We start from the raw sequence: 12,978 nt of genomic DNA, 5'->3' as shown, positions 1-12,978 counted from the left end.
TTCCGAGCCGGCTCCTTCAAGCTGTCGCCCATGCTCCGCTCTCTCCCGAGGTTGAGGCTGTCGCCGGCCGTGCTGGTCAACGCTGTGCTCGCGCTGGCCGTCGCGGGCGCCGCGACCTGGGCCTACACCTCGTTCGCCAGCGCCGAGGCGGCCGAGTCGGGCACCGGCAGCACTCGCACGTTGCCGGTGGCCCAGGGCACTGTCACCGCGACGGTCACCGCGTCCGGCACCGTGCGGAGCGCATCGACGGCAAGTGCCTCGTTCGGCACCTCCGGCACGGTGACCGAGATCCGCGTCCAGGTGGGCGACAAGGTGAGCAAGGGCCAGGTGCTGGCCACGGTCGACGACAAGGCGGCGCGGCGGCAGCTCGACGCCGCGGAGGCCAATCTCGACGCCGCGGAGGACGCGCTCGACCGGGCCGAGGAGGCCGGCAGCGACACGTCCGAGGCCGAGGCCCAGGTGAGCCAGGCCGAGCGCGAGGTCGAGGAGGCCGAAGACGGTGTGGCCGGCACGACGCTCAAGGCGCCAATGGCCGGCACGGTCACCGCGGTCAACGGTTCGGTGGGCGGGGCGGCCTCGGGCGGTTCCACCGGCGGGAGCAGCGAGAGCGGGTCCGGCTTCATCGAGATCGCCGACCTCGGCCGGCTGGAGGTGTCCGCATCGGTCGGCGAGGCCGACGCCACCAGGCTCAAGGCCGGCCAGACCGGCGCCGTCACGTGGAACGCACTCCCCGGCACGGAGGTCGTCGCCAAGCTCGCAGCCATCGACCCCAATGCCACCTCGCAAAACAACGTCGTGACCTACGGCGTGACGTTCTCGCTCGACGAGCTTCCCGAGGGGGTGCGCGCGGGGCAGAGCGTCTCCGTGTCCGTGACCGTGGGGCAGGTCGACAATGTTGTGTACGTCAACCCGGCCGCCCTTACCAGCGTGGGCGGCCGCCACATGGTGACCGTGGTGGAGGGCGGCCAGCGGGTGACCCGGCCGGTCGAGATCGGGCTCGAAGGCGACAGCGCCACGGAGATCACGTCGGGTCTGACCGTCGGCGAGCAGGTCGTGATCAACATGCCGACCACCTCGACCAACCAGGGCGGCCTGCCCGGCGGCGGCTTCCCCGGCGGTGGGTTCCAGGGCGGCGGTGGCCCGCCCGGCGGCGGTGCGCGGCTCGGGGGTGGCCGGTGAGCGTGCTGGACGTCCGCCAGGTAACGAAGGTCTACGGCGAGGGAGTTGCCACCGTGCACGCCCTGCGCGGAGTCTCGCTGACGGTCGAGCGGGGCGAATACCTGGCGATCATGGGCTCGTCCGGCTCCGGCAAGTCCACTCTGATGAACATTCTCGGTTGCCTCGACATCCCCTCCGCCGGGCGATACCTTCTCGACGGTGTCGACGTGAGCAGGCTAAACGACCGCCAGCTCGCGCTGGTGCGTAACCGGCGGATCGGCTTCGTCTTCCAGTCGTTCAACCTCATCCCGCGCACCACCGCACTGGCCAATGTGGAGCTTCCGTTGGCGTACGCGGGGGTGAGGGCGGCGGAGCGCCGGCGCCGGGCGCGGGTCGCGCTCGACATGGTCGGGCTCGCCGACCGGGCGGATCACGAGCCCAACCAGCTCTCCGGCGGCCAGCAGCAGCGCGTGGCGGTGGCCCGGGCGCTGGTGACCGAGCCGGCGCTGGTGCTCGCCGACGAGCCCACGGGCAACCTCGACAGTCGCTCCACAGAGGACATCCTCGGCATCTTCGACGCGCTGCACGCGGCCGGCCGCACGATCCTGCTGATCACCCACGAGGAAGACGTGGCCGCGCGGGCAAGCCGGCTGATCCGGCTCTTCGACGGTCAGATCGCCACCGACGTGCGCCAGGAGCGTGTGCTGACATGAGCATCTTCGAGGTGTTGCGCTTCGCCGTGCGCGGCATCGGCGCCAACAAGCTCCGTTCCGGCCTCACCATGCTCGGCATCCTGATCGGCGTGGCGGCGGTGATCCTGCTCGTCGCGGTGGGCAACGGCTCGGCCCGCCAGGTCGCCGAGCGGATCGAGGCGCTGGGCACCAACACGCTGACCGTGCAGGCCGTCGGCGGCAGCGGTGCCCTCACGCTCGACGTCGCAGAGGCGCTCGACGACCCGGTGCTCGCCCCCGACGTCGCCTCGGTCTCGCCGGTGACCAGCACGCAGGCCACGCTCACCTACCAGGGCACCGATCATTCGGTGCAGCAGTTCGTGGGCAGCTATCCGAGCTACTTCGGCGCCTCCAACTCGCCGGTCGGCCGAGGAGCCGGGTTCACCGCTGACGACCTGGAGCGGGGCCGGCGCGTGGTTGTGATCGGGCAGACCGTGGCGGAGGAGCTTTTTCCTGGCACCGACCCGCTCGGGCAGGAGATCACCGTGAGCGGCGCGCTCTTCACAGTGGTGGGCGTGCTGGAGCAGAAGAGCAGCGCCAGCGGCTTTCTCGACGCCAACGACGTGGCGATCGCGCCGCTCACCGCGGTGCGGCAGGCCCTGACCGGCTTCGGCCCGCTCAACTCGATCGTGATCGAGGCCACCGGTCCGGGGAAGGTGTCCGACGCGCAGGCACAGATCTCGCTGATCCTGTCTCAGCGGATCGATGTGCCCGCCTCCTCGACGACCCAGCCCTACCGCATCCAAAACGCGTCGCAGCTGCTGGAGACCCAGACCGAGACCGCTGACACGTTCACGACGTTGCTCGGGGCGGTCGCCGGCATCAGCCTGCTCGTGGGCGGCATCGGCATCACCAACATCATGCTGGTCACGGTGACCGAGCGGACCCGCGAGATCGGCATCCGCAAGGCGCTGGGCGCGCCCCGGCGGGTCATCCTGACCCAGTTTCTGGCCGAGGCGACGATGCTGAGCCTCCTCGGTGGCGGGCTGGGAGTGGCCGCCGCCCTGATCGGCAGCAACTTCACGATCGTGGGCGTGCGGCCGGTGGTCGTGCCCAGCTCGCTCGCGCTCGCGCTGTGCGTGTCGGTGGCGATCGGGCTCTTCTTCGGCAGCGTGCCGGCCAACCGAGCGGCCGGCCTCCGCCCCATCGACGCCCTCCGCTACGAGTGACCCGGGAGCCTGTGTTGACCACCTCCACATTGGATGCCGAGCTGGCCGCCGCCGCGAGCCGCCGCTGGTGGAACCGGTGGACGATCGTCCTCGCCGTGGCCCTGGTGCTGGTGGGCGGCTTCGTGGCCGGCATCGAGGTCCAGAAGGCGTGGGGCGAGACGCCGGCCACCGCGACCGGCCCGGGCGGCGGGCTCCGCGGGCAGGGCGGCTTCACCCCTCCGACGGCCTATCCAGGCGGCGGCCGCAACGGCACGCAGGGCGGCACCGGTCCCCAGGGCGACACGCAGGCGCCGACCACCGGGACGGTGAAGCTGGTCGACGGCACGACGGTCTACGTGGAGACGGCGTCGGGCGAGCTGGTCACGGTCCGCACCAACGGCGACACCGACGTGCGCGTGCCGGGCGCCCTGGAAGACCTCAAGGCCGGCGACAAGGTGAGCGTGGAGTCCGGCGCCGCCGACGCCGAGGGCACGGTGACCGCGTCGACCGTCACCAGGACCGAGTAGGGGCGGTGACGGCTGGCGGGCGACGAAGGCCGCTAGACCAGCGGCGCATCCCGCGCCGGAGCCCGCGAGGCGTCGTCCCAGCGCGGCCCGACACCGCCACATGCGGGAGCCGAGGGGCCGCGCGGAGAAGACGGCGGCGCCTGGCAGCATGGCGCACGTGGTGGATGTGACGGTCGATCCTGTTTCCGGTCCTGGCGAGCCCACGCTCGTCGCCGTCAAGCTTCAGGCGTCGGGCTGGGAGCTCAACCTCCGTGCCACGCCCGCCGCCCTCGCCACGCTCGGTCAGATCCGGGAGGCGGACTGGGCGGCGCGACGCTGCTTGCACGTGGGGGAGTCGGCCGGCTCGCGCGTGCACTGGGCCGCGGACGGCGACACCGCGACCATCATGGTCGGGCACGACGACGAGACCTGGGACATCGCCATGTCGCTGCCGGTGACCGCCGTCGATGCGATCGTCGCCGCGGTGCGCGGGCGTCAGTGAGGTTGGATCCATACGTGTCCGGGCGCGGCCGCATGCCAACTCCGTTCGGCCGTTTCCTGCCCACGGCGGGGCCACCTGAGCCGGCTCAGGCCGGGGCGGAGACTGTGGAGGCCGGAACCTGAAGGAGAACGAGCATGGCTGACTTCGTCGCCGCGGTGGACCAGGGCACCACGAGCACGAGATTTATGGTCTTCGACCACAGTGGCAACGACGTGGCGCGCCACCAGCTCGAGCACGAGCAGATCCTGCCCCGGGCCGGCTGGGTCGAGCACAACCCGGTGGAGATCTGGGAGCTCACGTCCGCCGTCATCCGCACCGCCATGAACAACCGCGGTCTCCACGCCTCCGACCTGGCCGCCCTCGGCATCACCAACCAGCGCGAGACGACCGTGGTGTGGAGCCGGCGCACCGGCCGGCCGTACTACAACGCGATCGTCTGGCAGGACACGCGGACCGACCAGATCGCCGCGGCGCTCGACCGCGACGGACGTGGTGACGTGATCCGGCAGAAGGCCGGCCTCCCCCCGGCCACCTACTTCTCCGCCGGCAAGATCCAGTGGATCCTGGAGAACGTCGACGGCGTCCGAGCCGCGGCGGAGAGCGGCGAGGCCCTCTTCGGCAACACCGACACATGGCTGATGTGGAACCTCACCGGCGGGGTCGATGGTGGCGTGCACATCACCGACGTCACCAATGCCAGCCGCACGATGCTGATGAACCTGGAGACGCTCGACTGGGACGACGAGCTGCTCTCGTTCTTCGGCATCCCGCGGGCGATGCTGCCGCGGATCCGCCCGTCGTCCGACCCCAGCCGCTACGGCGTGACCCTGCCCGGCGGCCCGTTCGGTGGCGAGGTGCCGCTCACCGCGGACCTGGGCGATCAGCAGGCGGCCACCGTCGGCCAGGTCTGCTTCGCCGAGGGCGAGGCGAAGAACACTTACGGTACGGGCAACTTCATGCTCCTCAACACCGGTACGTCGCTCGTCCGCTCGAAGTCCGGCCTGCTCACGACGGTCTGCTACAAGTTCGGCGACGCGCCCGCGGTGTACGCGCTGGAGGGCTCGATCGCGGTCACCGGCTCGGCCATACAGTGGCTGCGTGACCAGCTCGGCATCATCAGCGGCGCAGCGCAGAGCGAGACGCTCGCCGCGCAGGTCGAGGACAACGGGGGCGTCTACTTCGTACCGGCCTTCTCGGGGCTCTTCGCGCCGTACTGGCGGTCCGACGCACGCGGCGTGATCGTCGGGCTCTCCCGGTACAACACGAACGCCCACCTGGCCCGCGCGACGCTGGAGGCGATCTGCTACCAGAGCCGCGACGTCGCGGTGGCGATGGAGCAGGATTCCGGCGTACACCTCGACGTGCTCAAAGTGGATGGTGGCGTCACCGCCAACCGGCTCTGCATGCAACTCCAGGCCGACATCCTCGGTGTGCCGGTGAGCCGCCCGGTGGTCGCCGAGACCACCGCACTCGGCGCGGCGTACGCGGCCGGGCTCGCGACCGGCTTCTGGAAGTCGACCGACGAGCTGCGCCAGAACTGGAACGAGAGCGAGCGGTGGACGCCGACCTGGTCGGAGGAGCGACGCGAGGAGGGGTACGCGAAGTGGAAGAAGGCGGTGCGGCGGACCCTGGACTGGGTCGACGTGTGACCGCCCTCGCGCGGCAGGCTCACCGGCCGTATCCGGATCTCGATCGAGGTCTTCGACCGGGGGACGTGGCGGCGCGGCCGGCCGCCGACCTGGTGGTCGGCTGGTCACCCGAGCGGGTCGATGCGGAGGTGGCGCACTGTCACGCGCGAAACGCGCCACACAGGAGCAGCACGACGGGACGCCGAGCGCCCTGAGGGTCGACCAGCGCTCAGTCGGCAGCGGGCGCCGCGGCCCCCGCCGCCAGCGCATCCTCGACCGTGGGGTAGGTCTCCAGCACCTCGACCAGCCCGCTGACCTCGAGAATCCGCAGGACACCCCGCTGGGGCGCGGCCAGCCGGAAGATGCCGCCCGCCTCGTCGCAGTTGTTCTTCGCGCGAACGAAGACGGAGAGGCCGGTCGAGTCGCAGAACGAAAGCTCGGCCAGGTCGAACACCAGCCGGCTGCGCCTCTTGTCGAGCAGGTCAGTGATCTGGTCCTGCAACTGCGGCGCCGTGCCCATGTCGAGCTCACCCGCAACCGTCACGACGACCGTGTCGCCCTGCTGCACCGTGCTCACCGTCAAGGACATTCGCTACCTCCCGTACGGGGACGAAGGTACTCCACCGGCTGCCCTCGCGCAGGAGAGGGGGACCTACAAGGTCACTCTAAGCCCGGCCGAGTCCTCCGACTCGTGCAGCTCCAACTCGGCGATGTGTCTGTCCTGCGGGATGTCGTACACGACGACGCCGGTCACCCGGTTGCCCGGATTGATCTGGTTCTGGAAGAGCTGATGTTCGGAGTTGGCGAGGATGCCGGCGGCACTGTCGGCTGCGTAGCGGGCGCCGTCTGGGCTGTATGCCCGCTGGAGCGCGTCCTCGAAGATCGCGGGGCGTTTGCCCACGTTACGCACGGTCAGCTCGGCCAGGCAGTACTGCCCGATCGCGGTCTGGTTGACGAACGAATCGCCGATCTGGGCGATCCCGCAGTCGATCCGGCTCACCGTGAACTCGAACGCGCCGTCCCGCCCGGCCTGGCCGAGGGCCACCGTTTCGCCGCGGTCGTGCACGAGCCGGCGGTAGACGTCGTCGCCCCAGGTCACCACCGCTGCGACCGCGGCTACGCAGGAGCACAGCGAGACGAGCACGATGGCCGCGCCGATGAGCACGGCGACACGCGCGCCGCGACCCGACTCGCCGTCCGATGGTTCCATTGGGTGATTCTAGGCTTTTGTCCTATCTTGCGGGAGCCGCTTCGTGATAAGCGGGCGGCCCGGCCTCGGGGCGGCGGCCACCTCCGGGCACTCTGTACACCATGCAGCTGATCTCGCTCGACGACGTACGCGCCGCCGCCCGCGACATCGCGGGGGTCGCCTTCCGCACGCCGCTCCTGCCGGCCAGGTGGGACGAGGAGCTATGGCTCAAGCCGGAGAGCCTCCAGCCGGTCGGCTCGTTCAAGCTCCGTGGCGCCACCAACGCGGTCGCCCGGCTCAGCGAGGAGCAGCGAGCCCGTGGAGTGATCACGCACTCGTCGGGTAACCACGGGCAGGCTCTCGCGTACGCCGCCCGTCGCGCCGGCGCCCCCTGCGTGGTGGTCATCCCGGACGTCGCGCCGGCCGTCAAGATCGAGCAGGTACGTGCCCTCGGCGCCGAGGTGGTGCTGGTGCCGCCGCCGGAGCGGCTGGACGTGGCGCAGGAGCGGGCGGCCGAGGACGGGCTGGTGCTCATCCCGCCGTACGACCACCGGGACGTCATCGCCGGCCAGGGCACGGTCGGGCTGGAGATCGCCGAGGACCTGCCGGACGTCGACGTGGTGCTGGTGCCGGTCGGTGGCGGCGGGCTCGCCTCGGGCGTGTCCACCGCGATCACCGCGCTGCTGCCGCACGCCAAGGTGGTCGGCGTCGAGCCCGAGCTGGCGGCCGACGCCCGGGAGTCGCTGGCCAAGGGTGAGCTGGTGGCCTGGCCGACCGAGCTCAACTACCGCACGGCGGCCGACGGAGTGCGGGTCAACCTCTCCGAGCTGACCTTCGCACACCTGCGCGAACGGCTCGACCGCATCGTGACCGTGAGCGAAGACGAGATCCGCGCGGCGATGGCCCGGATCGTGCGGGAGGGGCGGCTTGTGGTCGAGCCGACCGGCGCGATCACCGCCGCCGCGCGCCTCTTCCACGGCGACGAGCTGCCGCCCGGGCGTACCGTCGCTGTGGTCTCCGGCGGCAATGTCGACCCACAGCTATTGATCACGTCACTTTCCTGATCATATTGGGACCTGTCCGAGTTTACGGCTTCCGCCCTGACCCTCATAATATGACACATCTCTATGGATGTGTGTTCCGTCCGGTGGAACGCGGCTCTCCCGGAGGGAAGCATGAGGGTGATCCATGCCCACGACCTGGTCGCGGTCGCCACCAAGGTGCTGCTCGCGGCCGGCGCCACGCGGGCGGGGGCGGAGGTGGTGGCGGCCGCGATGGTCGAGTCCGACCTGGTCGGCCAGGAGGAGTACGGCGTGCGCCGGCTCGTGCCGTACCTCGAAAAGGTGCGCACGGGCGAGATCGACCCCAAGGCGGTCCCGCGACTGGGCGGGGTGCGTGCTGCGGCGGCCGTGGTGGACGGGCTCGGCGGCTTCGGTGAGCTTGCCGGGCGGGCGGCGGTCGAGCACGTGCGGCGGCTGGCCCGGCAGTACGGCGTGGCCAGCGCCACGGTCGGCAACTGCGGCGACGTGGGGCGGCTGGGCGGCTACGTGCGGGCGCTCGCCGTCGAGGGCGCGGTGGGCGTCGCGATGCGGCCCGGACGACCGCTGGCCTGGGCCGCGCCCCGCGCCGCCGGCCGATCCCCGCTGGTCGCGGACGTCGACCCCGCCGCCAGCCTGGCCCTCATGATCCAGGTCATGGCCCTCACGTCGGGGTACGAGGAGAGCGGCGGCATGGTCGTCGTAGCGATCGACGTCGCCGCGTTTCGGCCGGTGGAGGAGTTTCGCGAGCACGCCGAGCGGCTGTGCGCGCTGCTCGCGGCGGCCGCCGTGCCCGGTGAGGCGGAGGCGGCCACACGCGCGGCCCGCCTGCGCGACGGTGTGCCGGTCGACGGCGGGCTCTGGTCCGAGCTGGCCGCCCTGCCGGGCGGCCCAGCCCGCTTGTGATCTCCCGGCGCCGCTGCCTGGCCGGACCGGCGTTCATGCCTCAGGCCCGGCGCAGCCGGTCGAGGATCCATGCCGCCACGAACGCCTCTTCCTTCCAGGCGTCGTAGCGACCGCTCGGGCCACCGTGTCCGGCGCCCATCTCGATCTTCAGCAGGTATTCGCCGCCCGGTGCCGTGGCGCGCAGCCGGGCGACCCACTTGGCCGGCTCGTGGTAGAGCACACGCGTGTCGTTGAGGCTGGTCACCGCCAGGATCGCCGGATAGTCCGCGGCGGAAACGTTCTCGTACGGCGTGTACGACTTCATGTACGCGTACACCTCGGGGTCGTCGAGCGGGTTGCCCCACTCCTCCCACTCGGTGACGGTGAGCGGCAGCGACGGGTCGAGGATCGTGTTGAGCGCGTCGACGAAGGGCACCTGCGCCACCACACCGGCGAACGCGTCTGGCGCGAGGTTGGCCACCGCCCCCATCAGCAGGCCGCCGGCCGAGCCGCCCCGGGCGACCAGCCGGTCGGTGGCGGTCCAGCTCGTCTTGACCAGGTGCCGCGCGCAGGCCACGAAGTCGGTGAAGGTGTTCTTCTTCGCCAGCATCTTGCCGTCTTCGTACCACCGGCGCCCCATCTCGCCGCCGCCCCGGATGTGCGCGACCGCGAAGATCACGCCACGGTCCAGAAGGGACAGGCGGGGGATCGAGAACCAGGGGTCCATGCTCGCCTCGTACGAGCCGTAGCCGTAGATGACCGCCGGGGCCGAGCCGTCCTTGGGCGTGCCGGCGCGGCAGACCAGCGAGATCGGCACGCGCGTGCCGTCGTCGGCGAGCGCCCAGTCGCGGTGCTGCTCGTACGCCTCCGGGTCGAAATCGCCGAGCACCGGCCTCTGCTTGCGCAGCACCATCCGGCGGGTGACGAGGTCGTAGTCGTAGACCGAGTCGGGCGTGACGAACGAGGCGTAGTGCAGGCGCACGGTGGACGTGCCGTACTCCGGGTTGGCCTCCAGGCCCACGCTGTAGATCGGCTCGGGGAAGTCGATGTCGTACGTGTCGGTCGAGCCCACCGGCAGCACGCGCAGCCCGGTCAGCCCGTCTTTGCGCAGCGAGACCACCACGTGGTTGGCGAAGGCGTCGACGCCCTCCAGTCGCGTGCCGGGGGAGTGCGGGATCATCGTCGCCCAGTCGCCCGGCGCGTCGGCCGAGGTGTACGCGAGCTCGAAGTCTTCCGCGCCGTCGTTGTGCAGGATCAGGAAGCGGTGGCCGTGGTGCTCGATCGAGTACTCCACGCCCTGCCGGCGGGGCGCGATGATGGCCGGCTCGCCGGTGGGGTTGCTGGCCGGGATCACCCGCACCTCGCTCGTGATCTTGCTGTGCGCGTCGATCACGATGAACTTCTCCGAGCGGGTCAGGTCGACACCGACCCAGAAGCGCTCGTCGCTCTCCTCGTAGACCACCACGTCGTCGCTGGCCGCGCTGCCGATGGTGTGCCGCCACACGCGGTTTGGCCGCCACGCCTCGTCGACGGTCAGGTAGAAGAGTGTCGAGCCGTCGGCCGACCAGGCACTGCCGTAGAACGTGTCGGGCACCTCGTCGGCCAGTACCTCGCCGGTGCTCAGGTCTTTGACCCGCAGCGTGAAGCGCTCGTCGCCGGCGAAGTCGGTGGAGTAGGCCAGCCACCGCCCGTCGGGGCTGATGTCGAACGTGCCGAGCGCGAAGAAGTCGTGCCCCTCGGCCAGCGCGTTGCCGTCGAGCAGGATCTCCTCGCCGTCGAGCGGCGTGCCGTCCTCGGTGGACGGTGGCTCGCTCTCGCCGTCGCGCACCTTCCGGCGGCACTGGATGCCGTACTGCTGGCCCTCGACCGTGCGCGTGTAGTACCAGAAGTCGCCCTTGCGCGTGGGCACCGACAGGTCGGTCTCCTTGGTGCGCCGCCGGGTCTCCTCGAAGAGCGTGTCGCGCAGGTCGGCCAGGTGTGCCGTCGTCGCCTCGGTAAAGGCGTTCTCCGCCTTGAGGTACGCGATCGTGTCCGGGTCGTCCTTGGTGGCGAGCCACGCGTACTCATCGACGACGGTGTCGCCGTGGTGGGTGCGCTCAGCGGGGAGGCGCTTGGCGACGGGCGGGGTCGCGGCGGTTTCGGTCGTCACGGACGCCCACGTTACCGGGCGTCATGAAAGTGTCGGCGGGCTGGCGCGAGGGCCGAGGTTATTCGTACACTTGTTCGATGACGACGCGTGGCGCCCTTTTCCGGAGCCTCGTCGACATCTGCGGCATGCGCTTCGCGCGGCTCGGCGGGCCGGCTGACACGGTGGCCGGCACGCCCGCGAGCTGGGTCGCCGCACCTCCGACGATCGACGGCGTCGCGGCCATCGTCCGCCTCGCCGTCGAGCATGATCTGGCGGTGGTGGCCCGGGGCGCGGCCACCAAGCTCGACTGGGGCTGCCGCCCGGCCCGCGCCGACCTGCTGCTCGACACCGGCCGGCTGGCGGGGGTGTGGCACCACGCGCCGGCCGAGGGAGCGGCTGAGATCGGTGCAGGCACACCACTGCGCGCCGCGCGGTCGGCCCTCGCCCGCGGTGGCTGGCGGCTCGCGCTCGACGGCCCGTCGACGGGCGCGACCATCGGCGGCGTCATCGCCAGCGACGAGGCGGGCCCGCTCGCCCACCGCTACGGGTCGGTCGCCGACCAGCTCGCCGGGGTCAGCTACATCAGCGCCGCCGGCGTCCTGACCCACTCCGGCGGCCGGGGCGCGGAGGGCGCGCCCGACCGGGGCATGGGCCGGCTGCTGAGCGGCTCGTCCGGGGCGCTCGGCGTGATCGTCTCGGCCACGGTCAAGGTGCTGCCCGAGCCCGCGTCGCGGGCCTGGGTGCGGCGCTCGGTCTGGACGCCACTCGAGCTGTACGACCTGGTCCGTCCCGTGCTGCGCAGCCGAGTGAAGACGGCGGCGGTCGAGCTCGACCTGCCGGCCAGCCGGCCCGTGCTCGTGCCCCGCCAGCGGGCGCCGCGCGGGCCGGGCACGCTCGCGGTGCTGGTGGAGGGGGAGCCAGGCGAGGTGCTGGAGCGCTCGACCCGGGTCGCCGACCTGCTCGGCGGCGACGCCTCGATCCGCTCCGAGCCGCCGCCCTGGTGGGGGCGCTATCCCTTCGGCCCCGACGATGTCGCGCTGCGGGTCACCGTGCCCTCCGCCGACCTGCACGCCGCCATCTACGCGATCCGCGACGCGGCCGGCGCGGCGGTGCCCGTGCGCGGCTCGGCCGGCACCGGCGTGATCCACGCGGCCCTTCCCGGCGATGCTCACCCCGATCGGGTCGCCGCCGTGCTGGAGGCGGTGCGCGGCGTGCTGCTCGCCCGCGCCGGCTCGTGCGTCGTGGTCTCCGCCCCGCCCGCGATCCGTGACGCGGTCGACCTCTGGGGGCCGATGGCCAGCCCCGATCTCGTGCGCCGGGTCAAGGCGCGCTTCGACCCCGCCGGCCGCCTGGCGCCGGGCCGATTCTTCGGCGCCTGATTTTTCCCGGTCGTGTGTCGATCGGCGTGCGCGTCGTTCGACGCCCTGGTAGAGCCATTGGTGGCCAGGGTCTTTCTCGCGGACCTCGTCTCGTTCACCGAGATCCGGGAGACAGGGTCCAGGGCCTGTATTGCCGGGCCGTGCCGGGCCCAGGCGTCGCCAGGGGCCGCCTGGAGTCCGGCCCGCAACGGCAGAGTCTTTGGTACGGGCCCAAGAGTGACGACGAAGGAGTCGAACGATGCGATTCATGCTGATCCTCAAAGGTGACCCGCCGCCGCCCGAGAGTGGCGATCCCGACGCCATCAGCCAGCCGCCGGAGGAGCTCATCGCCGCGATGGTGAAGTACAGCGAAGACATGGCGAAGGCCGGCGTCCTCCTCGCCGGGGAGGGGCTGTATCCCAGCTCGGCCGGCGCCCGCGTGATCTACCGCGACGGTAAGCGCAGCGTGGTGGACGGGCCGTTCGCCGAGGCCAAGGAGCTGATTGCCGGCTTCTACCTGATCCAGGTGCGGTCCAGGGAGGAGGCCATCGAGTGGGCCTCACGTTGCCCGATGGTCGGCATCCCACAGGGCGAGGAAGCCGTGGTGGAGGTGCGCCAGATCGGCGAGAGCGACGAGCTGGTCAACTTCACCGAAGACCAGCGGGAGCGCGACCGCCAGGTCTGGAGCCAGGTCTCCGAGCGCTGAGG

13 protein-coding genes are annotated in these 12,978 nt (G+C 71.5%); 10 read left to right on the top strand and 3 right to left on the bottom strand.

The window, feature by feature from the left end:
- The first annotated feature begins 30 nt into the window (after window positions 1-30).
- The 6 genes from ACFFIA_RS04325 to glpK all read left to right on the top strand — a co-directional run bounded on the left by ACFFIA_RS04325 (window position 31) and on the right by glpK (window position 5,694).
- Window positions 31-1,179 carry an efflux RND transporter periplasmic adaptor subunit gene (locus ACFFIA_RS04325; RefSeq protein ID WP_377245552.1) on the top strand — a complete coding sequence of 383 codons (1,149 nt, stop codon included), beginning with the start codon at window positions 31-33 and terminating at the stop codon, window positions 1,177-1,179.
- Window positions 1,176-1,871 carry an ABC transporter ATP-binding protein gene (locus ACFFIA_RS04320; RefSeq protein ID WP_377245549.1) on the top strand — a complete coding sequence of 232 codons (696 nt, stop codon included), beginning with the start codon at window positions 1,176-1,178 and terminating at the stop codon, window positions 1,869-1,871. The genes ACFFIA_RS04325 and ACFFIA_RS04320 overlap by 4 nt, the downstream gene beginning before the upstream one ends.
- Entirely contained in the window at window positions 1,868-3,058 is a 1,191-nt protein-coding gene (locus tag ACFFIA_RS04315; RefSeq protein ID WP_377245546.1) for an ABC transporter permease, read from the top strand. The genes ACFFIA_RS04320 and ACFFIA_RS04315 overlap by 4 nt, the downstream gene beginning before the upstream one ends.
- An 11-nt stretch (window positions 3,059-3,069) precedes the next feature.
- Window positions 3,070-3,564: a hypothetical protein gene (locus ACFFIA_RS04310; protein WP_377245740.1), complete on the top strand. Its 495-nt coding sequence runs from the start codon at window positions 3,070-3,072 to the stop codon at window positions 3,562-3,564.
- Between the two features lie 157 nt (window positions 3,565-3,721).
- A complete protein-coding gene (locus tag ACFFIA_RS04305) occupies window positions 3,722-4,045 on the top strand; it encodes a hypothetical protein (protein WP_377245543.1) in 324 nt (107 codons plus the stop codon).
- 134 nt (window positions 4,046-4,179) lie between these two features.
- On the top strand, window positions 4,180-5,694 hold the full coding sequence (gene glpK / locus ACFFIA_RS04300; protein ID WP_377245540.1) for a glycerol kinase GlpK: 1,515 nt from the start codon (window positions 4,180-4,182) through the stop codon (window positions 5,692-5,694).
- A 208-nt stretch (window positions 5,695-5,902) separates the two neighbouring features.
- Here the strand turns inward: glpK and ACFFIA_RS04295 are convergent, their stop codons facing one another.
- Together ACFFIA_RS04295 and ACFFIA_RS04290 are read right to left on the bottom strand one after the other, a co-directional pair.
- Window positions 5,903-6,262 carry an STAS domain-containing protein gene (locus tag ACFFIA_RS04295; RefSeq protein ID WP_377245537.1) on the bottom strand — a complete coding sequence of 120 codons (360 nt, stop codon included), beginning with the start codon at window positions 6,260-6,262 and terminating at the stop codon, window positions 5,903-5,905.
- 63 nt (window positions 6,263-6,325) lie between these two features.
- Window positions 6,326-6,883 carry a DUF4352 domain-containing protein gene (locus tag ACFFIA_RS04290; protein WP_377245534.1) on the bottom strand — a complete coding sequence of 186 codons (558 nt, stop codon included), beginning with the start codon at window positions 6,881-6,883 and terminating at the stop codon, window positions 6,326-6,328.
- A 101-nt stretch (window positions 6,884-6,984) separates the two neighbouring features.
- Here ACFFIA_RS04290 and ACFFIA_RS04285 point away from each other — a divergent pair, with 101 nt between their 5' ends.
- Both ACFFIA_RS04285 and ACFFIA_RS04280 read left to right on the top strand, forming a co-directional pair.
- Window positions 6,985-7,926: a threonine ammonia-lyase gene (locus ACFFIA_RS04285; protein WP_377245531.1), complete on the top strand. Its 942-nt coding sequence runs from the start codon at window positions 6,985-6,987 to the stop codon at window positions 7,924-7,926.
- 111 nt (window positions 7,927-8,037) lie between these two features.
- Entirely contained in the window at window positions 8,038-8,805 is a 768-nt protein-coding gene (locus tag ACFFIA_RS04280) for an Ldh family oxidoreductase (protein WP_377245528.1), read from the top strand.
- 40 nt (window positions 8,806-8,845) lie between these two features.
- Here ACFFIA_RS04280 and ACFFIA_RS04275 read toward each other — a convergent pair whose 3' ends face one another.
- Window positions 8,846-10,933 (bottom strand): S9 family peptidase, encoded by a 2,088-nt coding sequence (locus ACFFIA_RS04275; RefSeq protein WP_377245525.1) that lies wholly within the window; start codon window positions 10,931-10,933, stop codon window positions 8,846-8,848.
- Between the two features lie 77 nt (window positions 10,934-11,010).
- Between ACFFIA_RS04275 and ACFFIA_RS04270 the strand changes: the two genes are divergently transcribed.
- A complete protein-coding gene (locus ACFFIA_RS04270; protein WP_377245522.1) occupies window positions 11,011-12,291 on the top strand; it encodes an FAD-binding oxidoreductase in 1,281 nt (426 codons plus the stop codon).
- 238 nt (window positions 12,292-12,529) lie between these two features.
- A complete protein-coding gene (locus ACFFIA_RS04265) occupies window positions 12,530-12,976 on the top strand; it encodes a YciI family protein (RefSeq protein WP_377245519.1) in 447 nt (148 codons plus the stop codon).
- The last annotated feature ends 2 nt before the right edge of the window (window positions 12,977-12,978 follow it).

The organism is Phytohabitans kaempferiae (assembly GCF_042433955.1).
Taxonomy (GTDB): domain Bacteria; phylum Actinomycetota; class Actinomycetes; order Mycobacteriales; family Micromonosporaceae; genus Phytohabitans; species Phytohabitans kaempferiae.
This window is presented reverse-complemented; position numbering and strand designations above follow the sequence as displayed.

What these genes read in the sequence shown, in the direction of transcription:
- ACFFIA_RS04285 (WP_377245531.1), top strand. Translation starts at nt 6,985, where the DNA reads ATGCAGCTGATCTCGCTCGACGACGTACGCGCCGCCGCCCGCGACATC.
- ACFFIA_RS04280 (WP_377245528.1), top strand. Translation starts at nt 8,038, where the DNA reads ATGAGGGTGATCCATGCCCACGACCTGGTCGCGGTCGCCACCAAGGTG.
- ACFFIA_RS04265 (WP_377245519.1), top strand. Translation starts at nt 12,530, where the DNA reads ATGCGATTCATGCTGATCCTCAAAGGTGACCCGCCGCCGCCCGAGAGT.
- ACFFIA_RS04325 (WP_377245552.1), top strand. Translation starts at nt 31, where the DNA reads ATGCTCCGCTCTCTCCCGAGGTTGAGGCTGTCGCCGGCCGTGCTGGTC.
- ACFFIA_RS04315 (WP_377245546.1), top strand. Translation starts at nt 1,868, where the DNA reads ATGAGCATCTTCGAGGTGTTGCGCTTCGCCGTGCGCGGCATCGGCGCC.
- ACFFIA_RS04295 (WP_377245537.1), bottom strand. Translation starts at nt 6,262, where the DNA reads ATGTCCTTGACGGTGAGCACGGTGCAGCAGGGCGACACGGTCGTCGTG.
- ACFFIA_RS04270 (WP_377245522.1), top strand. Translation starts at nt 11,011, where the DNA reads ATGACGACGCGTGGCGCCCTTTTCCGGAGCCTCGTCGACATCTGCGGC.
- ACFFIA_RS04290 (WP_377245534.1), bottom strand. Translation starts at nt 6,883, where the DNA reads ATGGAACCATCGGACGGCGAGTCGGGTCGCGGCGCGCGTGTCGCCGTG.
- glpK (WP_377245540.1), top strand. Translation starts at nt 4,180, where the DNA reads ATGGCTGACTTCGTCGCCGCGGTGGACCAGGGCACCACGAGCACGAGA.